Source organism: Streptomyces sp. NBC_01267, from assembly GCF_036241575.1.
Classification (GTDB): Bacteria; Actinomycetota; Actinomycetes; order Streptomycetales; family Streptomycetaceae; genus Streptomyces.
Genome location: NZ_CP108455.1, coordinates 3498389 through 3523545, shown reverse-complemented (window position 1 = coordinate 3523545; position 25157 = coordinate 3498389). Strand labels below are relative to the sequence as shown.

General features: G+C 68.7%; 17 protein-coding genes. 6 read left to right on the top strand and 11 right to left on the bottom strand.

What is annotated here, in order from left to right; genetic code table 11:
• Positions 1-251: 251 nt before the first annotated feature.
• Positions 252-641 (top strand): thiol-disulfide oxidoreductase DCC family protein, encoded by a 390-nt coding sequence (locus tag OG709_RS16130; protein WP_266644996.1) that lies wholly within the window; start codon positions 252-254, stop codon positions 639-641.
• A gap of 911 nt (positions 642-1552) precedes the next feature.
• Here OG709_RS16130 and OG709_RS16125 read toward each other — a convergent pair.
• The 3 genes from OG709_RS16125 to OG709_RS16115 form a co-directional block, all read right to left on the bottom strand.
• Positions 1553-2410, bottom strand: coding sequence for a hypothetical protein (locus OG709_RS16125; protein ID WP_326694566.1), 858 nt, complete (start codon positions 2408-2410; stop codon positions 1553-1555).
• Positions 2407-7653: a caspase family protein gene (locus tag OG709_RS16120; RefSeq protein ID WP_326694567.1), complete on the bottom strand. Its 5247-nt coding sequence runs from the start codon at positions 7651-7653 to the stop codon at positions 2407-2409. Before OG709_RS16120 ends, OG709_RS16125 begins: the two co-directional genes overlap by 4 nt.
• Before the next feature lie 472 nt (positions 7654-8125).
• Complete coding sequence (locus OG709_RS16115) at positions 8126-8761, bottom strand: LysE family translocator (RefSeq protein ID WP_326694568.1); 636 nt, start codon at positions 8759-8761, stop codon at positions 8126-8128.
• A 171-nt stretch (positions 8762-8932) separates the two neighbouring features.
• Between OG709_RS16115 and OG709_RS16110 the strand changes: the two genes are divergently transcribed.
• Positions 8933-9916 carry an Lrp/AsnC family transcriptional regulator gene (locus tag OG709_RS16110; RefSeq protein ID WP_326695612.1) on the top strand — a complete coding sequence of 328 codons (984 nt, stop codon included), beginning with the start codon at positions 8933-8935 and terminating at the stop codon, positions 9914-9916.
• Between the two features lie 45 nt (positions 9917-9961).
• Here OG709_RS16110 and OG709_RS16105 read toward each other — a convergent pair whose 3' ends face one another.
• The 5 genes from OG709_RS16105 to OG709_RS16085 form a co-directional block, all read right to left on the bottom strand.
• Complete coding sequence (locus OG709_RS16105; RefSeq protein WP_329166632.1) at positions 9962-10633, bottom strand: HAD family hydrolase; 672 nt, start codon at positions 10631-10633, stop codon at positions 9962-9964.
• 190 nt (positions 10634-10823) lie between these two features.
• A complete protein-coding gene (locus tag OG709_RS16100; protein WP_266642261.1) occupies positions 10824-12755 on the bottom strand; it encodes an alpha-L-fucosidase in 1932 nt (643 codons plus the stop codon).
• A gap of 339 nt (positions 12756-13094) precedes the next feature.
• Complete coding sequence (locus OG709_RS16095) at positions 13095-14918, bottom strand: hypothetical protein (protein WP_329166629.1); 1824 nt, start codon at positions 14916-14918, stop codon at positions 13095-13097.
• A gap of 377 nt (positions 14919-15295) precedes the next feature.
• Entirely contained in the window at positions 15296-16693 is a 1398-nt protein-coding gene (locus OG709_RS16090; RefSeq protein WP_250301027.1) for an NAD(P)/FAD-dependent oxidoreductase, read from the bottom strand.
• 45 nt (positions 16694-16738) lie between these two features.
• Positions 16739-17428 (bottom strand): rhomboid-like protein, encoded by a 690-nt coding sequence (locus tag OG709_RS16085; protein WP_250301028.1) that lies wholly within the window; start codon positions 17426-17428, stop codon positions 16739-16741.
• Positions 17429-17517: 89 nt separating this feature from the next.
• Between OG709_RS16085 and OG709_RS16080 the strand changes: the two genes are divergently transcribed.
• Positions 17518-18402, top strand: coding sequence for an aminoglycoside phosphotransferase family protein (locus tag OG709_RS16080; RefSeq protein ID WP_329166627.1), 885 nt, complete (start codon positions 17518-17520; stop codon positions 18400-18402).
• Between the two features lie 44 nt (positions 18403-18446).
• Positions 18447-18917 carry a GNAT family N-acetyltransferase gene (locus tag OG709_RS16075; protein ID WP_329166626.1) on the top strand — a complete coding sequence of 157 codons (471 nt, stop codon included), beginning with the start codon at positions 18447-18449 and terminating at the stop codon, positions 18915-18917.
• A gap of 59 nt (positions 18918-18976) precedes the next feature.
• Here OG709_RS16075 and OG709_RS16070 read toward each other — a convergent pair whose 3' ends face one another.
• Both OG709_RS16070 and OG709_RS16065 read right to left on the bottom strand, forming a co-directional pair.
• Positions 18977-20497 (bottom strand): MFS transporter, encoded by a 1521-nt coding sequence (locus OG709_RS16070; RefSeq protein ID WP_326694573.1) that lies wholly within the window; start codon positions 20495-20497, stop codon positions 18977-18979.
• Between the two features lie 139 nt (positions 20498-20636).
• On the bottom strand, positions 20637-21797 hold the full coding sequence (locus tag OG709_RS16065; protein WP_326694574.1) for a phytoene desaturase family protein: 1161 nt from the start codon (positions 21795-21797) through the stop codon (positions 20637-20639).
• 123 nt (positions 21798-21920) lie between these two features.
• On the opposite strand from OG709_RS16065, the gene OG709_RS16060 reads away from it, so the two are divergent.
• A complete protein-coding gene (locus OG709_RS16060; protein WP_329166624.1) occupies positions 21921-22604 on the top strand; it encodes a pentapeptide repeat-containing protein in 684 nt (227 codons plus the stop codon).
• A gap of 128 nt (positions 22605-22732) precedes the next feature.
• On the opposite strand, the gene OG709_RS16055 is transcribed toward OG709_RS16060, so the two are convergent.
• Positions 22733-23230 carry a hypothetical protein gene (locus OG709_RS16055; RefSeq protein WP_250301034.1) on the bottom strand — a complete coding sequence of 166 codons (498 nt, stop codon included), beginning with the start codon at positions 23228-23230 and terminating at the stop codon, positions 22733-22735.
• A 335-nt stretch (positions 23231-23565) separates the two neighbouring features.
• Between OG709_RS16055 and OG709_RS16050 the strand changes: the two genes are divergently transcribed.
• Positions 23566-24951, top strand: a complete 1386-nt coding sequence (locus tag OG709_RS16050) for a M1 family metallopeptidase (RefSeq protein ID WP_250301035.1) — start codon at positions 23566-23568, stop codon at positions 24949-24951.
• Positions 24952-25157: the final 206 nt, after the last annotated feature.

The window sequence follows — 25157 nt, the reverse complement described above, 5'->3', positions numbered from 1 at the left end:
AAGTGACATCCCGGCCGGGCCAGACATCCCGCTGTTCTTAGGCGGTTTGTCTGTCCGGTAAGGGCGAGGCTGTGCAGGCGGGCAATTCCGACCACGGCGTGGTGGACGCCAGCGGCAGGCCGGTGTGGTCGAGGACGCGTTTCGGCGCAGGCTCCGGTGGCGACGACGGCGTGCTTGGAATCACGCGACGCCGAGTTCGAATTGAGTACCTGCGTGGCCGCAGCCATCGGCTAATCCGCGACGAGGAGAAAATGCAGATGCAAGCTGTACTTGTCTATGACGGGGACTGCGGTTTCTGTGCTGACTCGGTGAAGTTCGCCGAGCGGCGTCTCCGCCCCCGTTGCGCCACCACGCCGTGGCAGTTTGCAGATCTGGGGGCGCTTGGTATCACGCAGCAGCGTGCTGAATACGAAGTCTTGTGGGTGACACCGGCAGGGGCGGTGCACGGCGGATGCCAGGCAGTTGCCAAGCTGCTTCTGAATGCACACGGTGGATGGCCGTTGTTGGGAGCGTTGCTGACCCTGCCCCCTGTGCGATGGGCGGCCCGGGGTGTTTACCGGCTAGTGGCGAATAATCGTCAGCGGATGCCAGGCGGAACGTCGGCGTGTGCGCTGCCGACCCGGCATAGGACGTATACGTAGTCAGATTCGCTTTGCCCAACTACCAGTAAGCGATGGTGAGACTCGCTTGCGGAGAAGGGAAACCGGAGCGGCCGAACACTTGACGCTTGGTGTTTCCGGAACGTGGAGGGAGGCTCCAAGCGGCGGGCGCAGCCCACTCCCGCACGGTGCTGTTCTCGCTGGCCAACAGTTCGCTCAGCGCGGGGCCCGCAGCGTTCGTCTCCGACCTCTTCGAAGCCTTGATGGCGGTTAGCCGGCCGAAGCTACCGAGTGACGGCAGGCCGTCGAAGATGACTGGGATGACGGGGCGTCCGATGTGGATCAGCTTGCGCGGGCATCCATGGACTTACCGCTTCCCGTCGTGGCGGGACGCTGAACCGGCGCCCTCACGGCATTCGGCGCGGCCACCGCAGCACTGTGGCGGGAGATTGTCCAGGAGGTTGGGGCGCCGCCGTGGAAGCGGGGCATGGCGGAGCGAGCTTATGCCCTCGCTCACGCCCTCGGCGGAGGCTGACAAGCACTCTCGATTCTGCTGGCCGGCCTATGGGCCCGCTATGGGAGTTCAGCAGCTCTTGATTGCTTACTTGGCGCCGCCGGGGTTCTTGACCCCGACGGGCCGGCACCGCCTTCGACGCCGCTAGCCTTCCTCAGGTGTTCGCCGTGTGGTCGCTCGCTGGCGTCCATGGGGGGCAGCGTCCTCGGACTCGACCCAACCGCTCAAAGGGTCCTGGCCCGAGGCCACCAGCTAGCCGCTCGGGCCCGCAACGCATGGTGACTGCTGACGCACACAGCCAGCATCCCGGTTCGGGTACAGCTGAAGAAGCGTCACGACGCACGCGAGACATCCGTCGTGGTGTCCTGCACGATGAACTGCACCGTCCACCCAGCGAAGCCTTCAAGCATGCGACCGGGTCTCCCTCATCCTCGGGGACCTAACCGCCGTCACGCAGAGCCTCGGCCATGGCCATGCCGGTCTCTCGGGCAGTGAGATATGGGCTTACATCATGCGCTTTGGCGCCGTTGTGGACTAGAAGATCACGGATACGGTCTCCGAAGGATGGCGCCAGTTCCTTGGTCAGGGCTACAACATCTCCTGCGTCGGCGATGTTGGTCCAGCGCTTCACCGGTGCAGGCCATCTCGCGAAACCACCGGCAGGCAAAGGCGCAAGCCGCTCGAAGACGAGGTTACGGACGGCTAACGGGGACCCGAGAGTGATCAAGGTTAGATCAGGCCAGTCCGGGTGGGCACAAAGGGCCTCGTATGCGACCACCGTGCCGAGGGAGTGGGCGACGATTACCTCTGTGTCCCTGGTGACGAGACGGGCTAGCCGTTCCTGTACTGCGGCGCGCACTTGCGGCTCAGTGAAGTAGCGCCGTACTTGGCGAGCACTGCTAATCATGGCGCGTTCACTGAGGCCAGAGAAGAACGAGGAGTGGCTGAGGGCGTCCAAGGCCCGCTGCACCAGAAAGGGGGTACGCACTCGGGTCGCGGCACCGGGGCCAGCAACCCACGCTTCCTGCTCGGCCGCGGATGTCCACCACTGCAGAAGCAGACCGCGCTCAAGGCCCTCCTGCACGTCAAAGGCATCGAGCTCAGGCTGTCCAAGCCCACGGTATCCGGCGGGGCGGAATAGGTCGCCATAAAAAGCCATCGAGACTTCGTTGCGATCCGGTCCCGCCCGGCCTGCCAAGGTGACGCCGTCGCTCAGCGCTGGGTACCAGTCGGCGAGGAGTGTCTCTGGGCCTTTGACCTGTTGGGCGATGCCGTGGACGAGCACGACGCGGGTCATGAGATGCCCCGCCGGGGGACAAGGTTCAGTTGCACCGCGATCACTCCCATGTCGGTTGCAACGCAGATCCGGCCGCGACTATTTAGCGCGATACCGCTGATGCCGCTGCCGATGTCGAGCTCAGAGATCCAGGACGAGGCAGCCATATCCCAGACTCGTATGAGTCCATGGCGGTCTGCTGCGACCAGGATGGGCGAACCATTGACTGCTATGGCGCGGACGGCTCGAACCGTGGAGGGGAACGGTTCAAGATCGACGCCTATGTCCTCTGCGCTTGAGGCGTCCCAGCACCGCAGACGCCCGTCGCCTGATCCGGAGATGACGACATCGCGTGTATCCCAGTGGGCAATCTCCAGGCTATGGGCGCCCATCTTGTGGCCGCTGAGAGGATCGCCGAGTGGAATGCCAGCGCCCGGATCCCACAATCTCACGGTGCCATCACTGGATGCACTGGCTACAACTGTGACACCTCCTATAATGCCCGACCTTAATGCATTCACGCTGTCAGTGTGACCTGACATCGGAGAGCATAGGGGGGTCTGATTGCGTAGATTCCAAGCTTCGATCTTGAAATCCGTTGCAACGGAAGCGATGGCAACCTCGCCGTCCTCCATCGGGAGAAGGCATGCGCGCAAGGAGACCCCTGCGCGTTTCCCGAGACGCCTGCGGGACGACAGGCTCCATACTTCTGATTCTATCCAACTGCTACGTGCAAGAATGTTTTCGCCGTTCAAGCGAATGGCCATCGCGTCATACGTTGTAGGAATTGAGGACGTAAGGTGGGCTGCCACTTGGTGGCCTCCATCTAAATCGTGAGTGCGCACCACGCCATCGATAGCGATTGTAATTACATTAGCGCTTCCGTCGTCGGCATCCAGAATGTCGACGGACACCAATTCGTGGGACCGTTCCGCAGGGCACAACGGCTCCCCGATCGGGCGCATAGTAGTGACGTCCCAGACCCTCACATCGTGAAATGTTGCAATAACCCCCAATTGGGTTCCGTCGACTTTTACGAGTAAAGGCGATGGAACGTACGGACTTTGGGACGAATACGCAACCCGCGTGTGGCCCTCCATCGGGGCCCCCAGGGGTTGGGTCGTTTTCAGGTCCCATATGCGAGTGGTCTCGTCGCGAGAAGTTGTCACCACGACTGATTTTCCTGCAATATGGTCGAGCGTGCCAGTCATTACTACGGACGTGTGCCCGAGAAATGGCCCCCCTGTCAAGTCGCGGTCCAGTACATGGTGAATGTAGACCGTATTTCCTGCTTGGCTCGAAAGAACCACGGGCCGCACGCCGTGAAACGCAACGCCGACGATCCGCGCGGAAGGGCTGAGGTCTTCTACGTTGAAATGCGCACGCGGACCGGCGGGCCAAGTGGCGCCGTATCCTGCGATCTCCCAGAGGTATGTGTGATCCAAGGATGTTGCCAGCAAAACCTCGACCCCGTGCGCGCCGGAACGTACGGTCAGGTGAGAGATTCCACCGATATGCCCTCCGAGGGGATGCCCAATCGGAGATCCAGATGTGACATCCCAGATTCGCGCCGTGCCGTCCTCGCTGCCGGTGACCAGGACGGGTGCGCCATCCAGTTCTCCGAAGGCGACACACCGGACTGCGTTTGTATGCCCAAGGAGGGGGGACACCAAGGATGTTCCCTGGAATGGATCCCATAGCCGTACAGAGGTATCGGAACCACCGGTCGCGACAATGGCACGGCCGCCGAGAATACCTAGAGCGACTGCCGAGACGTCACCGGAATGACCTTCCATGGGGATGCCGACTTGTGTTCGTGTGCGCAGATCCCAGAGTCTCGCAGTCGCGTCTTGCCCTCCCGTGACGACCAGAGGTCGGCCCTGGACCTCACATGAGGCCAGGCAGCCGATAGCACGGGTGTGACCTTCGTCGGGTTGATCCACGGTGAGGTCCCAAATGCGTGCCGTACGGTCCTGGCTGACTGTGACTGCGAGGAAGGCCCCTCCCTGAGTGGAGAGAGCAGCTGCCCTGATGTATTCGACATGCCCGCGCAGCGGATGTGCGAGTTGCTGGAGTGTTCGTAGATCCCATAACCGCGCCTCATGCACCCCGCTGGTCAACGCAACTGGGTGCCCATCGAACTCGCCCGTCACGGCGGAGGCGACCCCGCTCATACTCCAGTAGACGTGCGCCACGACCGGCTCACCAATCTGCCTGCGGTCGGCTAGGTCCCATCGACTGAGCATTCCTGCCGCGTCCCCGACCAGTGCTACAGCGCGGCCGTCGAGCTGCGCCACAGAGACTGCGGTAACCGAGTCGGTAGGGCCAATGAGTGGACTCCCATCGACGTGCGCGTCTCCACCGTCGAATACATCACTCAAGTCCCAGACGTAGACGGCTTTGTCCTCGCCTCCTGTAATGGCCACCGGCCGGCCGTCCAGTTGACCTAGATCGGCATCCCGGACCGTACGTTTGTGAGCAGCGAGCTCTGTACCGAGTTGCTGTCTCTCGATCAGGTCCCAGATGCGTGCTGTGCCGTCTGCGCTGGTTGTCAAGACCACGGGCCGCCCGTGAATGGCGCCCACCGTAATGCTCTCAACCCGGTTGGTGTGTCCGGTGAGAGCGCGCCCGTATTCCTGACCGGCCGAGAGGTCCCAAATCCTTACAGTCCCATCGACTGCTCCGGTGAGGGCTACCGTGTAGTCGCCCAACTCTCCAATCGCAACTGCGCTCACTGATATGCCAACATGTAACGGTTCGCCGATTTGACGCTGTGAGCCGAGGTCCCATACAAGGGCTGTCTCGTCAGCGCTCCCAGTGACGGCGATGGGACGGCCGTCGAGTGATCCAACCGCGATGCATTCGGCAGTCTTGGTGTGGCCATGAAGCAACCGATGCACTCCACTGGTCGACCACCAGGCCCACCGAGCAGACCATGGGAGGGCGACCCCGAGTTCGTCGATGCGGTCGGCGAGGTCGTTGGCCTCGCATCGGCGAGCTGACAATTGCAGATCGGCGGCCCGATCACCGACGGTGTGATCGCTTGTCAGACGGTGCGCGACTTGCTCGTAGGAGCTGCGGACCCGTCGGGCGCTCTCGCCTTCGATAGAGACGAACGCCCTTAAGAGTGCGAGCGGTTCGCTGGCGAGCAGGAAACCCGGATCCTCGATGAGGGGGGCGAGGATCCCTGCCGCAGCCGCATGCGTGGACAGGTGCTGCCGGACGTATGGGACGGCGCCGAACCAATCTTGATTGCCTCCGGCGGCGACGGGGGCGAGGGAGCGGAGCGCTTCGACGACAGACCGTTGGATCTCCTCGGGGGACCGGTCCGCCGTCGCGCGCAAGTGCTCGGCCAGCGCCTTGTGATAGAGCCGGTAGACCGAACGTCGGTCATCGTCGATGACCTCTGCGATATAGGCCTCGGCGACGTCCAAGGCCCACGAGACATCTGCCTCCGAGCAGCGCACGCCGGAGATCACCGTACTCATCGCAGTCCAGGTCCGGCCCCGAGGTAGCCCTTTGCCCTCCGAGAACGCGAGGGCAATCAGCATTCGGCGAACCCGTGGCTCATCGGGCCCGAAACGGGCAAGGTAGTCGTCAAAGGCTTCGCCGACCTCGCTCGGGAGTTGTTCAGCCCAGCCAGATCGGCTGATGTCCACCGGTGTCTCGTCCGACCGCAGGGTGCGCGCCGTCGTCCTGGCGTAGAGGTATACGCCAGCAGCCTTCTCGGCGACGCCGCGGGCGACAGTTCGAGCGAGTTCGCGTAGACCGCGGTACGGAGTACGTACTTCGGCCTCCTCGCTCGCCAGCAGGACGCGAGTGACGTAGCCAGCGACATCGTCGACGCTCGCGCGATATTGGGGCTGATCCAAGTCCATGCAGACAAATGTGGGCCCCAGAGGGCCGACCAACTCCTGTCGCGTTCCGACTAGGAGTCTCACGCCCTGAATCTCCGACATGGGCCGGAGTAGTTCCCGGGTGATTCGGCGAGGCTCGCCGTGACCACCGGCATCTGCGGCGGTGTCCGAGCCAGCTTCGTCCACCGCATCGACAACAATGATCAGGGGCGGTCCCTGGCGTCCCCTCCTGGTGAGTTCCTGCAACAGTGCTGCAGCACCGTCTGCTTCGACCTCAAGGGCGGTGGCGAGCCTTTCCACCACCTCTTCGAGTCGCTTGTGGCGGGCATGCACGGCAGCCGTGACACACCCAGCAGGCACCACGGCCGTGGGATCAACGTCAGCAACGTCGAGGCGGTCTCGGTATCGACTGTCTGAGAGGGCAACAACCCTGCCCAGGACGGCGGACTTGCCGCAGCCAGGACTGCCAGTTACGACTCTGCCTCTGCCATCGCTGTCGTCGGAGGTCAGCCAAGCCACCAGCTCGGACAGCACTCGGACCCGACCGCTGAAGTACAGGCCCTGCTCCGACTCGAACTCCACACCGCGCGAGCGCGGACCAAAGTGCTCTGTGAGGTCCCTTGACGCGACCCGACGCTGTACCTCCAAGTCGGTTCCGATCGGCGGTAGTTCATCGGTGTACCCGCTATTCGGCAGGAACGGTGCCAGGCCGGTCACGAGCCCGCAGGCCAATTCGGCGCGCTGGCCCAACCTGTCCGTCTCGAAACGCTCGTTGACCGCCTTGACTAGTTCCGTGAGGTCGAGATACTGCTGCCGCTGGCCAGTGCGTCCTGTTGTCGTCTCCACGGCTTCGGTCAAAGCGGCTACGAATGCTCCGTCCTCGGCAACGTCCTTCCTGCGTGCGGACGCAAGAAACCACAAGCCAGTCGAGTCAGCATCTGTGTTCCGATAGGCGATGGTCCGCAGCGCGATCGCCGAGGCTTCAGCCCCCCCGGCACTGCCGGCGCAAGTGTCGAGAATCAGCAGGAGGTGGCGGAGGTTGCCCCGGCACAAGATGCGGACCAGATCCTCGGTGGCCAACGCTGTGGTTGCGAGGTCTCCATCACGTGAGTCCCAGCAGAGCAGATAGTGCCGGTCGCGCTCTTGTACTGAGCCGTGGCCAGCGAAGTACAAGACCACTACATCATCACTAGTGAGGGCAGTGTCCTCCGACCAGTGCGACAACTTTTGCCGGACTTGCTCTGCGCCGTCGTAGTCGCCGAGCCCAGATAGCACGGATTCGTACCCAAAACCGGTGAAGAGCTTTCTTGTCGTGCGAACATCGGTAGGCACGCAGCGCAACTGCTCGTCCTCAGGTAGGTGGCGGTACCGTCCGCTTCCCAGCGCTATGAAGAATCGCCTACCCATTCCACCCCCAACCACGAAATTCACACTCTTGGGAAGACTGTAGCGATGAGATCGCAGACTGCACTCGCCAAGTCGAAGACTGACCAAACTCGTCAGGGCGTGGCCGTGTCAATGCCCATGGAGAGGTCCAGGGTGCGTGAGCGATGCGTGAGCGGTCGTGCGGGCACGACGCGCTCAGATCTGGACCGGACGTCAAGGGCGGGTCGCTGACCAGGAATTTCTGGATCCCCGGAGTGCCCAGCGGAAACCCCGGCAGGATCCTGCCGGGACTTGTAATGCGTAGGTCATCGGTTCGAATCCGATAGGGGGCTCTGTGGAAGCCCAGGTCACACCGCCCGTGACCTGGGCTTCTGTCGTCAGAGGACGCGGCAGCGGCGCCGGGAGCGGGCTGCTTCGCGGTCGGTGGTCTCGGTTCTGGGTCGCCACCAGATGCGCCAGCGCTGCGGGGAACTGACCCACGCCTCGTCCGAGGTCACTCCACCAGGAAGAGGATCACTCCCAGGGAGATCAGCACCAGGCCGGTGGCGATGTTCAGCACCTTGCGGGCGACCGGCTTGCGGAAGACCGCCTGGAGGGCGCCGACCGCCAGGGCCACGACGCTGAACCACAGGAGGACGGCCAGGACCGTGATGACACCCAGGACCGTCTTGTCCAGCCAGGTCGACCGGTCTGTCAGGAACTGCGGCAGCAGCGCGACCAGGAAGACGACCGATTTCGGGTTGAGGACGTTGGTGATCAGTCCCTGGCGAAAGGCCGTGGCGGAGGATTCCGTCGCCGCCGGCGCGGTCCCTGTTTCCGTCTCCGGTCCGATGCCGCTCTCTCTTGCGGCCAGCAGGGAGCGTACGCCGAGGTAGAGCAGGTAGATCGCCCCGACCACGGCCACAGCCTTGAAGAGAGCGGGGGACGCGGCCACGACCGCGCCGACCCCGAACACCGCCGCCAGCGTATTGACGGCCATGCCCGCAGCCACGCCTGCGGAGGCCCCGAGCCCCACGCGTCGCCCTCGCAGCGCTGCGAAGCGGCTCACCAGAGCGAAATCCGGTCCCGGCGACATCGCGCCCAGCAGCGCGACCACCGCGTAGGACCCCACTGCGCCTGCGCCGGTCATCGCACCGGCTGGTTCGCCGGGTGTTCGGTGTCTGTCTGCACGGCTCCCCCTCGCTCTGTGTGAACGGGCAGTTACCCTGACATCGCACGAATCAATCCGTCAAGAGGATGGCGCATTTTGCATGGTTGCGACATGATTGACCTACTGATGAATGGAACAGATGACTTGAGTGTGACTGACAGGCGGGTAGCGTCCGCCCTCCAGATGGACGGCAGGGCATCCTGGGACCAGATCGGCCAGGTGCTGGGACTCTCCGACCGCACGGTCGCGCGGCGGGGGCAGCGGCTCCTGGAAAGCGGGACGATCCGGGTCGTCGGCGTCCTGGACACCCAGCTGATCGGGCGCCCGGCACCCGTGCTCCTGCGGCTCCGCGGTGAGACGGGCGGCGTCCTGGAGAGCGTCCGCGCTCTGTCGGCGATCGGCGAGACCAGAACCGTGATAGCCCTGCTGGGCTCGTCCGACTACTTCGTCGAAGTCATCCCGAGCAGTCAGGAGTCGCTGCGGGAGCTGCTGTACAGCGGATTGCCGCCGCAGATGCGCAGTTCCTCCTCGTATCCCGTGCTGAGGTACTACACGGTGGCGCACGCGTGGAACGGCGGTGCCCTGTCCGAGCGGGAGGCGGCGGCGCTCCGCCGCCCCCCGCTCCCGTCGTTCGGCAGCCGTCGGATCGACGTACCGCTCCAGCGCGACGAACTGGAGATCGCCGCCCTGCTCGCACAGGACGGCAGGATCTCGACCACCAGGCTCGCCGCCGAACTCGGGGTCAGCCAGGCCACCGCCTCACGCAAGCTCTCCGCGCTTCTCGAATCCGGTGTTTCGCGGGTGCGGGCGGATGTCGACCCCTCCCTGTTCGGCCTCGGGACGGAAGCCCTGCTGTGGCTCCAGGTCTCCTTCCGCCACCTGGACAAGGTCGGTGTGGCCCTGTCGCGACGACCTGAGGTCATGACTCTGGCCACGGTCAGCGGGGACTACCAGATCTGCGCGCATGTGGCCGTGGAGGACCATCACGCCTTGCAGACGTTCCTCACCGAGGTCGTCGGCGCCCTGGAAGAGGTGACGGAGGCCGACGTGACGATCGTGCTGGAGACCTTCAAACGGGGTGGATTCACCGTGCACCGGCATACACTCGCGGGCGCGCCCCGAGCTGCGAGGTGAAAGTCCCGTCCCGCCCGCGATGCCCGCCCCGCTCGCGGACGTGGTTCAGTGCGCCGACCCGGCCAGCAGCGTGGGCAGTTCGCGCATGTCGTCGAAGACGACGGTGGCCGGTCCTTCCAGGCGGGAGGCCGCGGTGAGGCCGCCGCAGTAGCCGAAGGCCCGCATCCCGGCGGCGCGGGCGGCCTGGACTCCGTACGCGCTGTCCTCGATCACCACGCACCGCTCGGGCCGCACGCCCAGGGTGCGGGCCGCGTGCAGGAAGAGGTCGGGGGCGGGCTTGCCCCGGGGGACGTCGGAGGCGCTGAAGATGCGGTCCTCGAAGTGGCCGGCCAGCTCGGTGATCTCCAGGTTGCGGCGGATACCGGGGTGGTCGCCGTTCGACGCCACGCAGGCAGGTGTGGTGAGCCCGCGCAGCATCTCCGCGACGCCGTCGACAGCGGTCAGTTCGGCGTCGAAGGCGGCCCGGTACAGGTGGCTGTACTTCTTCTGCCAGCCCTTCTCCAGCCGCCGGCCGAGCCGTTCCTCCACGGCGGCGGTGTAGACCTCGTCGGACGAGCCCACGAAGCGCTCGATGATTTCGGCCTCGGTGAAGGGGCACCCCAGGTCCGCCGTGATGTGCGCGTCCACCTTGACGCATATGCGCTCGCTGTCCACCAGCGTGCCGTCACAGTCGAAGATCACGAGTTCAATGGGGTTCGGAGTCCTGTTCGGAGTCATGATCGGCAGCATAGGGGGCGGTGGGGCGGCCGGGCCGGTCGATTCCCGTGGGGCGGGCGTAAGGCGGGCATGGGGCGGGCGGCTCCTGCGGGCCGGTCAACTCCCTTGCCACGGAAGGCCGTCGACGGATCCCGCGGCCCGGGTGCCGGTCGGCTGAGACAGGCGCCCGGGGCCGCGGATCCGCTGCGGGCTACTTCGGCGGTACGGACAGGTGGAGCGCCGCCGACGCCAGGCGCGGAGTGGTCCGGGCCTGGAGGATCCTGATCCGGATGCGGTCGGTGCTCACCGGCGCGGGCAGCGTCAGGATGCGGGCGTAGCCGATGGTGGTGCCGGTCGCGGTCTGCTGCCAGGCGGTGCCGGTCCAGATGTCGACCGCGAACTGTTCCACCTGCTGGCCCCGGGTGATGTCCTCACCGAGCCGGATGCGGTCGAAGGCTCCGGCCGCGGGCAGCTTCAGGGTGACGGCGCCGGTGGTGGCCGCGTGGGACGGCGACCAGGCGGTGGTGAGGCGCCCGTCGGTGAGGGTGCGCAGCACGGGGTCGCGGCGGCCTCGTCCGGCGGCGAGCAGGTCGGGGCCGTACGTCGCGGTGATGGCGTCGCCGAACCTGGTGAGGGAGTCGACGTCCGCCGCGGCGATGCGGCCGTCCTGGGCCGGCGGAACGTTCAGCAGGAGTACGGCGTTGCGGCCCACCGACTGCTCGTAGAGCGTGACCAGTTGCTGGGGTGTCTTGGGCTTCTGGTCCGCGTGGAAGAACCAGCCGGGGCGCAGCGAGACGTCCGCCTCGGCGGGGAACCACTGGAGGTACTCGATCCCGGGCGCGGTGATCTTCTCGCGGGAGCCGATGTCGGCGGCCTCGGGGCCGCCCGGGATCAGTCCTTCGCCGTGTGCGGTGTGAGGGTCGGCGGTGGCGGGGGTGACGCTCCACTCCGTGGTGCGGGCCACCCCGCTCTCGTTGCCGACCCAGCGGGTCCCCTGCGGGCCCGCGAAGGTGACGGTGTCCGGGGAGAGCGCGTGGATGAGCCGGAACCAGGCGGTGAAGTCGTACTTCTCGGTGATCCCCGCGTCGGTCCAGGGGTTGGCGCCGTCGAGCCACAGTTCGTCGATGGGGCCGTACTGGGTGAACAGTTCGTAGATCTGGTTCAGGTAGTACGCGTTGTAGTCGTCGGCCTGCACCGTGAAGGACGGGATCCGGTGTGCGGCCAGCGCGGCGGCCCGGTCGTCGTCGGGGACCAGGGTGGGGATCGTGCGGCTGACGATGCTGCTCCCGCTGCCGTAGCGGCCCTGGCCGCCGGGGGCGCGGTCGCCGTCGTCCACGGTGGCCTGTTCCTCGATGCTGAGCCACTGCCCCGAGGCCTGCTTCGCGCGGATCTTCTCGACGTACTGCGCGTGCCAGGCGTGCGGCTGCTCGGAGCCGTCGGCGGGGGAGAGGTACACGCCCACCTTGAGACCGGCCCGGCGGGCGGCCTTGAGGTAGGTGCCGAGGACGTCTCCCTGCGGGTTGTTGCACCCGGCGTTCCGGGCCCGCCAGTACGCGGCCGGGTCGTCGGTGCGGTGGGCCTCGGCCTCGGCGCGGGCCTTGGCGGTGGCGTCGCGTTCGGCGTCGGAGCAGCCGTCGGTACGGATCCACCAGGGGCTGGCGATCACCGAGTGGTTGGTGTAGCGGGTCGGGAAGAGGACGAAGCCGTCGTGGTGCTTGGCCGTGAACATCACCTGCCGGGCGCCCGCCGCCTTGTAGGCGCGCATCCACTGGTCGGCGTCCATGCCGGAAGGGTCGAAGGTCGCCTCGTCCTCGGCGCCGGAGCCCCACTCGCGGTCGGTGAAGGTGTTCATGCCGAAGTGCGTGAAGGCGGTCACCTCCCGCTGCTGCCAGGCGACTTGAGAGGGGCGTGGCACGACGTGGGCGGCCTTGCGGACGATGATGTCCGGGGTGTCGGACGCGTTGATCGCGATCTGCGATGCGGAAGTAATCCGATCTTTGCCGAGCGGGAGGCCGCTGGGGCTGCCCTTCGCCGAGGAGGCGGTCGCGGGTGCGGCGACTGCGGGTGCGGCGGCGAGGAGCGGCAGCGAAGCCGCGCCTACTCCCAGGGCCAGTACGGTTCGTCGCCCGACAGGCGTTCCCATGAATGCTCCTTCGGTCCGTGGACGCAGAGTGCAACGAATGGTCCGACAAGGGCTGACAAGGGATCTGTCAGGACCTGGCAGGACCTGACGAAGGCCTGGAAAATGGTCTAGACATCCAATGTCTGCCCGGCAGCAGTCTGATGGGCGTCCAGTGGCCCTGACAAGGGTTCGTACCGGAAGTTCCGTACGGCGGGAGTTCTGGACGGCGGAAGTTCCGTACGGCGGGAGCCCCGCACCGCGGGCACGCGTACGGCCGACAGCCCCGCACCGCGAGCACCGCGTACGCCGAGGGCCCCGTACGGAAGGTTCCGTACGGGGCCCGTTGCGCGCGGCGGTCGGTCAGGACGTGTAGCCCGAACCGATGCCGCTGACCACGTACGCGCACTCCGTGTACGAGTAGCCCGGCCGGATCTTGGCCGTGCTGCCGCCGGAGCTGGTGGTCGAGTTGTCCAGGGACTTGTGCAGGAAGTACGTGGTGCCCGGCGGGAGGTAGATCGTCTTCTTCGGGTAACTCTTGTTCGCCTTGCACGCGGAGAGCTGGGCCAGCGAGTCGCTGGAGTACCTCGAACAGCCCTTGCACGCCTTGAGCTTGAAGCTGCCGGTGACCGGCCCGGTGTAGAGGATCTCGACTTCGTCGGGGCTGTCGTTGCTGACGGTGACGGAGAGGCTGCCGCCGGTCGACATCGAGGGCAGGTGCTTGCCGGCCGCGGCGTTGGTCTTGGCGATCTCGGCGGCGATGGCGATCTTCTGCGCGTGGGCCCGGTTCTTGTCGTGCGGGTAGGCGCTGGTGAAGCCGTTCAGTGTGGTGAGCGACCCGTCGAAGTCACCGCTCTTGTACTGGTCCACCCCGCAGGCGTACGTCCCGGACTGCACCTTCTTCTCGGCGGTGGCGGCGTCCTTGCTCAGGGCGTCGGTCAGCGAGGCGTCCACCCCCGCCTCCTTGCCGGGCAGGCCCACGGCCTGGCCCTTGAGGATCTTCAGCCGCTCGTTGGCCGCGCACGGCTTGTCGCCCCCGAGGGCCTTCCCGGCCTTGTCGATCTCGGCGCTGACGGCCGGTTCCACCTGGGCGGCCTGCTTCGACGCGGGGAACGTGGTGAGCAGTTCGCCGAGGTTCCCGGTCGGGGACACCACGTCCTTGCCGGTGCCGAGGCCGGTGATCCCGCACGCGTAGAGCGAGGTGGCGAGCCGGTCGTCCGGCCAGCCCGCCAGGGAGCCCAGCCGCTGCTTGCCGAAGGTGTCGGGCACCGTACGGAGGTACTTCAGCGGGGCTATGGCGTCGCAGTACTTCTTCTCGCCGAACGGGGTGCCGACCGCCTCGTAGTACGTCCTGAGGCTGGCAGGGACGCGCTTGGCCGCCCGGGAGCCCGGGTGGGCGGCGTCCAGGTCGTGGTACGTGGACAGCGCCTTGCGGTAGTCGGACTCCGAGGTGGCGAACGGCTCGCCCTTGGCCGCGGTGACCAGCTGGTCCGCCTTGTCCAGCCGGTCCAGCAGCATCTTCTGGGTGGCCTCGTCCCGCGCCCCGTCGTACAGGACGGCCCCGCCGACGGGTGCGGCGAGCAGGACCAGACCGAGCACGATCGCCACCGGGCTCTGCGGCGGCCAGGACAGCGGGGTGCGCAGACCGCGGTACGCGCCGTGGGCGGCTGCCGCCACCAGGAGGACGAGGTAGCCGACGAGGACACCGCCCGGGACGCCGTCCGGGTCGGCGGGCAGGGCGATCACCAGCAGAGCGACGGTCGCGAGCAGACACCCGGCGAGCGGGATCCAGCGGCGCACGAGGAGGTAACCGAGCCCGAGACCGGTGAGGTTGAGCAGGGCCACGGCTATCGCCCGCAGCGGGTCGGCGGGGCCGAGCGGGACGGGGGGAGGCGGGGGAGCGGCGGGCGGGAAGGACGGCATCGGCGGCGGTGCGCCGAATCCGCCGGACCCGCCGGACCCGCCGGGGGTGTCCGGGCCGCTCGGTGCGCCGAATCCGCCGGGGGCGCCGGTGCTGCCGTATCCACCGGTGCTGCCGTACTCACCGGAGCCGCTGTATCCACCGGAGTCGCCGGATCCGCCCGGGGCGCCCGGTGCGCCGAAGGGCCCGGGGGCCGCCGGTGCACCGAAGCCGACCGGCGGCCCGAACCCGCCCTGCACGCCAGGCGCGTCCGGTGTGCCGTGCACGCCCTGTGCGCCTGCTGCGGCCCCTGTCTCCCTTGTTTCCGCTGCGTTCCCTGCGTTCCCTGCGTTCCCTCTGCCGTCTCCGGTGTCTCTGCCGTCTCCGGCGGCTCTTCCCCCTGCGTCCTGCTGGTCCTGCTGGTCCTCAGACATGGCGACTCCCCCGGCCGTCGGACGCCAACGGCGCCCTTCCCCGTACGGTCTCTCGTGGTGGTTGGTTCCCGTGCTGTGTGTCTACCATGGGCCGGGTACCGACGAACTCCCGATTACGGCCCGTGGCACGGGACTTGGACCGCCGGAAGCCCCAGCGGTCACCGGGATCACCGGGATCACCGGGGCAACCAGCGGCCCCCGGTGGCCCCGGCGCCCCCTCGACGTACCCCTCAGCGCCCCGAGATCCGGTCCGCGAGCGCGGCGATGCGGTGGGTGTCCTTGCCGCGCGCGGTGAGTTCACGCCGGTCCGCCGCCCGGTACGCCCGGTACATCCCGTGCACGCCCAGCCAGCGCAGCGGCTCCGGCTCCCACTTGCGGACCTTGTGGTTCACCCAGGGCAGCGTGGTGAGATCGGTCGGTCCCGCCTGGCCGGAGTCCTGCTGGATGAGGTCGCGCAGGGTGCGGGCGGCGAGGTTGGCGGTGGCGACGCCCGAACCGACGTAGCCGCCCGCCCAGCCGAGGCCCGTCGAGCGGTCCAGCGCGACGGTCGCGCACCAGTCGCGCGGCACGCCCAGCACCCCGGACCAGGCGTGGTCGATCCGTACGCCCGCCGTGGTGGGGAAGAAGCGGACCAGGATCTCGCGGAGCGCCTCGATGGTGGCGGGCTCGGTGTGTCCCGCGTTGTCGGCGGTGGCCGCGCGGGAGCCGAACCGGTACGGGACGCCGCGTCCGCCGAGCGCGATCCGGCCGTCGGCGGTGCGCTGCGCGTACATGTACGCGTGCGCCATGTCGCCGAGCGTCTCGCCGCCGTCCCAGCCGATGGTGTCCCAGACCGACTGCGGCAGCGGTTCGGTGGCGATCATGGAGGAGTTCATCGGCAGCCAGGTGCGCCGGTCGCCCTTGAGCGCGGCCGTGAAGCCCTCGGTGCAGCGCAGCACGTAGGGGGCGCGGACCGTTCCGTACGGGGTGACCGCGTGCTTGGGCCTGATCTCGGTGACCGGTGTCGACTCGTGGATGGTGACGCCGAGCGCCTCCACGGTCTCTGCCAGCCCCTTGACCAGCTTCGCCGGGTGCAGCCGCGCGCCGTGCGGGGACCAGGTGGAGCCGACGGCGCCGGTCACCCGGATGCGTTCGGCGGTCTCCCGGGCGCCGCGCAGCACACGGTCGGTCTCGCCGAACGCGATCTCCACCGAGTGGAAGTCCTTGAGGCGCTGCAACTGGGCCGGGGTGTGCGCGACTTCGAGGACGCCGCCCTGGTGGATGTCCGCGTCGATGGACTCGTCCGCCGCTGTCCTGACGACTTCGGTGACGGTCTCGTTCATGGCCTGCTGGAGGCGGACGGCGGCTTCGTGGCCGTGCAGTTTCGCGTAACGGTCGCGGCCCGCGATGCCGTTGTAGAGCCAGCCGCCGTTGCGGCCGGACGCGCCGTAGCCGCAGAACCGGGCTTCCAGGACGGTGATGTCGAGGAACGGGACGGCCTTCTTGAGGTAGTACGCCGTCCAGAGCCCGGTGTACCCGCCGCCGACGATCACCACGTCCGCGCTGGTGTCGCCGGGCAGCGGCTCCCGTGCGAGGGGGGTGCCCTGGTCCGCGTACCAGAACGATATGCCGCCGTTGACAGTGCTCATGGTCTCTCTGCCTTCTGAACCGGCCTGCTGGACCGGTCTGTTCGTTCAGGGCCGTCCGGTGTCCCGTCGGCGGTTGCCGGGAGCGTAGCGCCGGACCCGGGTGAGCAGACTCATCGGGTTCCACGGCGCCCCGCCCCGGCCCCGGGTGAGCGGGTAGCAGGCCAGGCCGATGAGCACGGCGACGAAGTGACCCAGGTCGGTGAAGGTGCGGCCGGTGATCAGCGGGGTGCCGTAGACGACGAGAACCCCGGCCAGGTAGAGGTACCGCCAGGGCGGCGCGATCCGGTACGTCAGTACGGCGACGACCCCGGCCAGCGCGTAACTCACCCCCACATCGAGGGTGTGGACGGCCGATTCGGGTGCTCGGTCGTGATGGATGCCCCACAGCAGGGCGCCCTCGCTGATGAACGAGGCGAGGACGTGCGCCAGGACGACCACGGCCAGCCACCGCACGGTGCCGAGCCAGCGTTCGGCCTGGGCGTGGAAGACGGTGTAGAGCACGGCGTACGGGAGCCAGCTGCCGCCGTCGATGTACATCGCGCTCTGGAACAGCACCCGGACCGGATGGGTGGACAGCTCATGGATGTTGGTGGAGCGCCTGTAGAGGAAGTGTCTCTCGAACCGGGGTGACATCTGGTGCAGGGCGATGGTGGTGAAGAAGAGGACCAGGAGCCAGAGGTAGGTGCCCGGGGCGCTGCGGATGTACGCGAGGACGGCGTGGAGGGCGCGCTTCATGGGCTGATTGTGCGGGTCTGCCCTCCGTAGGGTGGAGGTCACCGCGCCGGGGGACGCGCGGGGGAAGGGCAGCGAGCGGGAGGGGCGTCATGAGCGGGCCGGTGGACTGTGGGCTGGTGTCGGGCGGGCCGGTGGAGGGCGGCCCGGTGGAGCCGGTGCCGCCCGGGGCGCGTGCGGCGGAGTTCCTGGAGCGGTGGGGGCTGCGCCAGGAGGGGCCGCCGATGCGCGGACAGGTCGCGGTCGTGCTGCCGGTGGTGCGCACGGCCGACGGGGCGCGGGCCGCGCTGAAGCTCCAGGACGTGGACGAGGAGACCGCCGGGGAGCCGGTCGCGCTGCGGGCGTGGGGCGGGGCGGGCGCGGTACGGCTGCTCGACCACGACCCGGCGACCGGCACGCTGCTGCTGGAACGGCTCGACGAGACCCGGCCGCTGTCCCGCGTACCGGACGTGCTGGCGGCGACCGAGGTGATCGCGGGGCTGCTCGCGAGGCTGACGTCGGTGCCCGCGCCCGAGGGGGTGCGGCGGCTGAGTGACATCGCGGCCCGGATGCTCGACGGCGTACCGGAGGCGGTGGCGTCCCTGGCCGACGCGGCGGACCGGCGGCTGCTGGTGAGTTGCGCGGCTGCCGTGCGTGAGGTCGCCGGGGAGCCCGGGGACCGGCTGCTGCACTGGGACCTGCACTTCGACAACGTCCTGGCGGCCGGACGTGAACCCTGGCTGGCCATCGACCCGAAACCTCTTGCGGGCGACCCGGGCTTCGAACTGCTGCCCGCGCTGTGGAACCGGTTCGGGGAAGGGCAGTTGCTGCGCCGCTTCGACCTGATGACCGAGGTGCTGGGCCTGTCCGGTGAGCGGGAGCGCGCACGGGCCTGGACGCTGGGGCGGGTCCTCCAGAACGGCCTGTGGGATGCGCGCGAGGGTGCGTCGCGGCTGCGGCCGGAGCTGGCGGAGATCGCCCGTCTCCTGCTGCGCTGACCGGCCCTGACTCCCCGCCCTCCGGACGGTCTTAGGCTGCCTGCATGATTCGCAACGCCACACCCGCCGATGTCCCCGTCATCCACGCGATGGTCCAGGACCTCGCGGAGTACGAGAAGGCCCTGCACGAGGTCCGTGCCACCGAGGCGCAGTTGCACGAGGCGCTGTTCGGGGAGCGCCCGGCCGCGTTCGCGTTCATCGCGGAGACACCGGACGGGCGGAGCGCGGGGTTCGCCCTGTGGTTCCTCAACTTCTCCACCTGGCGCGGGGTGCACGGCATCTACCTGGAGGACCTGTACGTACGCCCGGAGCTGCGCGGCGGAGGCTACGGCAAGGCCCTGCTGACGGAGCTGGCCCGGACCTGCGTGGAGCGCGGGTACGAGCGTCTGGAGTGGTCCGTACTGAACTGGAACGAGCCGTCCATCACGTTCTACGAGGCGCTGGGCGCCCGGCCGCAGGACGAGTGGACGGTGTACCGGCTGACGGACGGGGCGCTGGCCGCGCTGGGGTCGTAGCACGCCCCGGAGGGGGCCGCGTGGGTGGCCTGGCGGGGTCTTGAGGGCCCTGGTGCGGGTCAGCCGGATGCGGCCTCCGCCTCGGCCTCCCGGGTCTTCGGTGCCCGTCCCGTCACCATGGTGAACGCGACCACCGCCCCCGCCACCATGAAGATCGCGGCCCAGCCGGTCGCCACGGTGAAGCCGTGCACCACACCGGTGTTCGTGATCTGCGCCTGTTGCTGCTTGCTGTGGGCGGACGCCAGGTGGCTCGCGAGATAGGTGGCGGTGGTGGTGGTCGCGATCGTGTTGAGCAGTGAGGTACCGATCGAACCTCCCACCTGCTGGGCGGTGTTGACGGTCGCCGAGGTGACGCCCGAGTCCTGCGGGGCGACGCCCGCGGTGGCCGTCGCCATCACCGGCATGAAGACGAGGCCTATGCCGAAGCCGAGCAGCAGGGTGCCGGGGAGGATGTGCGTCGGGTAGTCCGAGCGCGTCCCGATGAAGGTCAGGGCGTAGAGCCCGCCCGCGCCGATCAGCATGCCGGGTGCCATGAGCAGGCGCGGCGGTATGAAGTGGAGCAGCCGCGCGGCGATCTGGGTGGAGGCGATGATGAGCATCGCGGACATCGGGAGGTAGGCGAAGCCCGTCTTCATCGGGGAGTAGTCGAGGACGGTCTGCATGTAGTACGTCAGGAACAGGAACATCCCGAACATGGCCAGCGTGGCCAGGGCCATCGTGATGATCGAGCCGCTGCGGTTGCGGTCCTCGATGATGTGCAGCGGCAGCATGGGGTGCGCGGCGTGCTTCTGCCACCAGCCGAAGGTGATGAGCAGGACGACGCCCACGATGAGCAGGGTGATGACGAGCGGTGCGGACCAGCCGTCCGTCTCGGCCTGACTCACCCCGTAGACGATGGCGACCAGGCCGCCGCAGCCGAGGAGCGCGCCGAGGATGTCGAGGTGGCTCTCCTGCTGGCCCTGGCGGTCGCTGAGCTGGGTGACGGCGCCGGTGACGGCGAGGACCGCGATGAGCACGTTGACGTACAGGCACCACCGCCAGTCGAGGTACTCGGTGAGGATGCCGCCGAGGAGCAGGCCGATCGCCGCGCCGGCGCCCGCGATGGCGCCGTAGATGCCGAAGGCCTTGGCCCGATCCCTGCCCCCGGAGAAGGTCGTGGTCAGCAGGGAGAGCGCGGACGGCGCGAGGACGGCGGCGAACGCGCCCTGGAGCGCGCGGGCGCCGAAGAGCATCGCACCGTTGACCGAAGCGCCGCCGAGCGCGGAGGCGACCGCGAATCCGACCAGGCCGAAGATGAAGGTGCGTTTACGGCCGACGAGGTCGGCGACGCGGCCACCGAGCAGCAGCAGCCCGCCGAAGGCGAGGGTGTACGCGGTGACGACCCACTGGCGGTTGCCGTTCGTGAGGTGCAGGTCGTGCTGGGCCGAGGGGAGGGCGATGTTCACGATGGTGGCGTCGAGCACCACCATCAGCTGGGCCAGGGCGATGACGGCCAGGGCCCACCAGCGGTGCGGATCGGGCTGGTCGGGTGTGCCCGGGGGCCCGTCGGGCTCCGGGGTGGATATCGCCGCGTGACTCATCTGTCCAGAGGATCACAGGATGTTGCCGATCGCCCCTTTTGTGCACCCTCTGGTCCGGCCCCGCCTGCGCCCCGTCGTCCGGCCCTGCCCGCGCCCCCCGTCCGGCCCTGTTGCGCCCCTCGTCCTCACCAAGGCGTGATCAGGACGTGCTCTCCAGCCTGCTCGACGCCAGAGCCAGGCCGGCGGCCTCGATCGCACTGTTGAAGGAGACCTCGGCCAGCAGGCCGGGCGCGGCCACCTGGTCGCCCGCGAGGAAGACCCCGTCGCCCCTGCGGACGGCGGGCCGGTCGCGCCAGGTGGTACAGGGGAGGTCGACCGCCCCCGTACGCCCCGCCGAGACGGACGACCGCCGCCAGGTGACGCGCTCCCGCCAGCCGGGGAAGCCCACGTCGAGGAGGCGCTCGGCGTGCGCCACACCGGCCTCCTTGGACTCCTCGGGGGCGAGGGGCAGCTGCGCCTGGAGGAGCTGCTCGCCCGCCGGGGCGAGGGTGGGGTCCTGCGCGGTGAACCGTTCGATCCAGCCGGGGGCGTCGAGGTCGGAGATCACCCAGGGGTCGCCGCGCCGGGTCCTGAGCGCCATGTCGACCAGGGCCGTACGGCCACCGGTCCAGTGGAGGCTCTCGTCGCGCAGCAGCCGCCGGGCCGCGTCGAGGGAGGTGGCGACGATCACCGGCCCCTCCCCGGTGGGGAGTTCGGTCACCCGGGCGTCGGTCTCGATCCGTACGCCCAACTCCCGGGCGCGGCCCGCCATCCGGTCGATGAGGGTGCCCCAGCCGCCCCGTACGAAGCGCGCCTCGGGCGGCACCTTGGCGACGCGGCGCAGCCGGGGCTGGACGAACGCGGCGGACAGCGAGCCGGGGTCGTGGTGGTAGAGGGCCACGCCGATGAAGTGCGCGGCGGCGCGGGCGCCGTCCGCGCCGACCTCACCGGTGGCCCAGGTGAGGAAGTCCTGGTCCACGGGGGCCTGTTCGGGCGCGCGGCGCGCCAGCCTGAGCAGGGCGAACGGGGGCGTCCTGCGCAGCGTCCCGCCGAGGTGCATCCGCAGCCGGGCCAGCGCCAGGGGCGGAGCGGCGACGACCGGGTCGAGCAGCTGCCGCTGCTTGAGCCAGGTCCAGTTCGGGCCGCCGCTGTACAGGGCGTGCGGCCCCTCGTTGGTGCGGTACGGGCCTTCGGCCGTACGGGCACGGCCGCCCAGGGTCCGGTGTGCCTCCCACAGGGTCACCTCGGCGCCCGACTCGGCTGCGGTGATGGCGGCGGTGAGTCCGGCGAATCCGCCGCCGATGACAGTGATGCGTCGCATGGGGTCGCTCCTTGTGCTTCAGCTGCTGCCTGAATGCTCCGTGTTCACCGGGACGGATGGCGCGGGGGCAGATGTGACATCCGGATGGGGGCGATGTCAGTGGCGTGGTTCACCATGGAAGGCATGGCAGCACGGAACGGCGCGAAGAGAACCCCACAGGTGCGGCGGCCGGAGGTGCGGCTTCCGCCGCTCAGCCCGTACTCGGGCCGCGGGCTGGAGCCCGACGGCGACTACGACGGACTGGAGTTCACCGGTGAGGACTTCACCGGCCAGTCGGGCGCGGGAGCGCGCTTCATGGACTGCGCCCTCAGGGAGTGCGTACTCGAAGGGACGGAGCTGGTACGGGCCCGCTTCATCGACTCCGTACTTTCCGGGGCGAGAGGCGTGGGCACGGACCTCGCGGGTGCGTCCCTGCGCGATGTGGAGGTGCTGGACGCGCGGCTCGGCGGCGTGCAGATGCACGGGGCGGTGCTGGAACGGGTGGTGGTGCGCGGCGGGAAGATCGACTATCTGAACCTGCGCGAGGCGCGGCTCAAGGACGTGGTCTTCGAGGGGTGTGTCCTGGCGGAGCCGGACTTCGGGTCGGCGCGGCTGGAGCGGGTGGAGTTCGTGGGGTGCACGCTGCGGGGGGTGGACTTCAGCGGGGTGCGGCTGAAGGACGTGGACCTCAGGACGGTTGCCGAGATGGACATCGCGCGGGGGGTCGAGCGGCTGGCGGGAGCGGTGATCAGCCCGGCACAGCTGCTGGAACTGGCACCGGCGTTCGCGGCACAGATCGGGGTGCGGGTGGCGGGGGCGGGCGAGTAGTCCGGCGGGGGCGCGCGTGGCCGGGTGGCGCCTCCCGGCGGCACCTTCCCTGGCGTTGCCTGCACCGCCTGCACCGCCTGCACCCGGGGGACGCCTGCACCCGGGGGACGTCTGCACCCGGGGGACGCCTACACCCGGGGGAACCGCGCCTGGAGCCCCCAGACCGCCGGGTTGTCCACCAGGCCCTCGTGCATGTCGCCCAGATCCGCGATCAGATCGTGCAGGAAGTCCCGCGCCTCCCGACGCAGCACCTTGTGCCCGAACGTGAGCGGCGGCTCCTCGACCGGCATCCAGTCGGCGGCGACATCCACCCACCCGAACCGCCGCTCGAAGAACATCCGGTCCGTCGACTCGGTGAAGTCCAGCTCGGCATGTTGCGGCCGGGCCGCCCGGTTGCCGCGCGGGTCCTGGTCGATCTGCTCGACGATGTCGCACAGCGCCCACGCGAAGTCGAGCACCGGCACCCATCCCCAGGCTGTGGACACCTCGCGGTCCGCCTTGGTGTCGGCGAGGTAGACGTCGCCGCAGAACAGGTCGTGCCGCAGCGCGCGGACGTCCGCGCGCCGGTAGTCCGTCTGCGGGGGGTCCGGGAAGCGGCGGGAGAGGGAGTAGCCGATGTCGAGCACGGTTCGATGGTGTCACGGCTGAGAGGCCGTCCCGTCCGGCGGAGCGTACTCGTCCGGATGCGCCCCACCCGGTTGCGCCCCGTCCGGCGGGGCGCAACCGCCCGGTCGCACTCCGTCCCGTGGCCGACGCGGGCCCGGTCACGTTCCGTCCGTACACGGCCCGCCCGGCGGTGCCCCCCGGCCGTCCCCTCCGGCCCTCCCCTCCGGCCCTCCCCTCCGGCCCTCCCCGTGGGCCGGGCGCCCGGGCCCGTCCGGCGTACGGGAACGGAACACGAGCCGGACGGCTCACGCCCTCGGCGGCACGGGCAGGGAGTCCCGCTCATAGGATCGCGGACGTGGACCAGTACAGACGCCGTACCGCCGCGCCCGCCGCGCTGACCGCTGTCCTGTCCCTGCTCGCGGCGTGCAGCGCGGGTGTGCACGGCAGACCCGGTGGCGACGCGCTGCACGACCCGTACTTCCCCCGGGTCGGCAACGGCGGCTACGACGTCCAGCACTACGGCCTCACCCTCGACTACGACCCGGACACCGACCGGCTCCGGGGCACCGCCGACATCACGGCCCGCGCCAACGAGGACCTCTCGGCGTTCAACCTGGACTTCACGGGGATGAAGGTGGACGGCGCGACCGTCGACGGCGCGTACGCCCCCGCGAACCGGGCGGGCAGCGAGTTGACGCTCCGCCCGCACCACGACCTCGACCGGGGCGCGACCTTCCGTACCGTCGTCCGCTACTCGGGCGAGCCGGAGACCCTCACCGACCCGGACTCCTCGCAGGAGGGCTGGCTGCCCAACGGCGGCGGCGCGCTCGCACTCGGTGAGCCGGTCGGCTCGATGGCCTGGTTCCCGGGCAACGACCACCCGTCGGACAAGGCGACGTACGACATCACGGTCACCGTCCCGGAAGGCCTCCAGGCCGTCTCCAACGGCGAGTTGACCTCGCAGCGGACCACCGCCGGCCGCACCACCTTCCACTGGCACTGCGCCGAACCGATGGCGACCTATCTGGCGACCGTGGCGATCGGCCCGTACAAGACCCACTCCTACAAGGCACCTTCGGGGCTGCCGGTCTTCACGGCGGTCGACCCGGACGAGGAGGAGAAGACCGCCTCGGTCGTGGCCCGGGTGCCGGAGATCGTCGCCTGGGAGAGCAAGAAGTTCGGCCCGTACCCCTTCGATTCGACGGGCGTGATCATCGCCCCCGAGAAGTCCGCCGGTTACTCGCTGGAGACCCAGACCCGCCCGGTGCTCCCCGGCGACCAGGCCAGCCTCTCGACGCTCGTCCACGAACTGTCCCACCAGTGGTTCGGCGACTCGGTCACCCCGGAGTCCTGGCGGGACATGTGGCTGAACGAGGGCTTCGCGACGTACGCGGCGTGGATGTGGGACGAGGACCACGGCGGCAAGAGCGTCGAGGACCACTTCGACGACGCCTACCAGGAAGCCGCCAACTGGGCCTTCCCGCCTGCGGATCCGCCGGGCCCGAAGGACATCTCCGCCTCGCCGGTCTACGGCCGGGGCGCGATGGTCCTCGACCGGATCCGCCGGACGGTCGGCGACGACGCGTTCTTCGCGATGGTGCGGGGCTGGGCGAAGGACCACCGCTACGGCAACGTCTCGACGTCGGACTTCACCGCGTACGCCGAGAAGAAGACCGGCAAGGACCTGAGCGGGATCTGGGCCACGTGGCTGTACGGCAAGGACAAACCGGCGGAGCCGTAGACCGGCCGTTACCTGGGGGCCCCGCCGGGGCAGATTCCAGGTGGCAGTCTCGCTCGGTCAGGTCGAGTAAGAAATTCAGCTGGTGGGGTCAGAGTTCGGAATCACGTCCGCGTGGTCGCGCCTCTCCGGTGGACCTCATGCTCAGGACGGCCGCGACAGCGAAGAGGCACACTGCTGCGATCGCTGAGAGGGCCGATGTGCTCCCG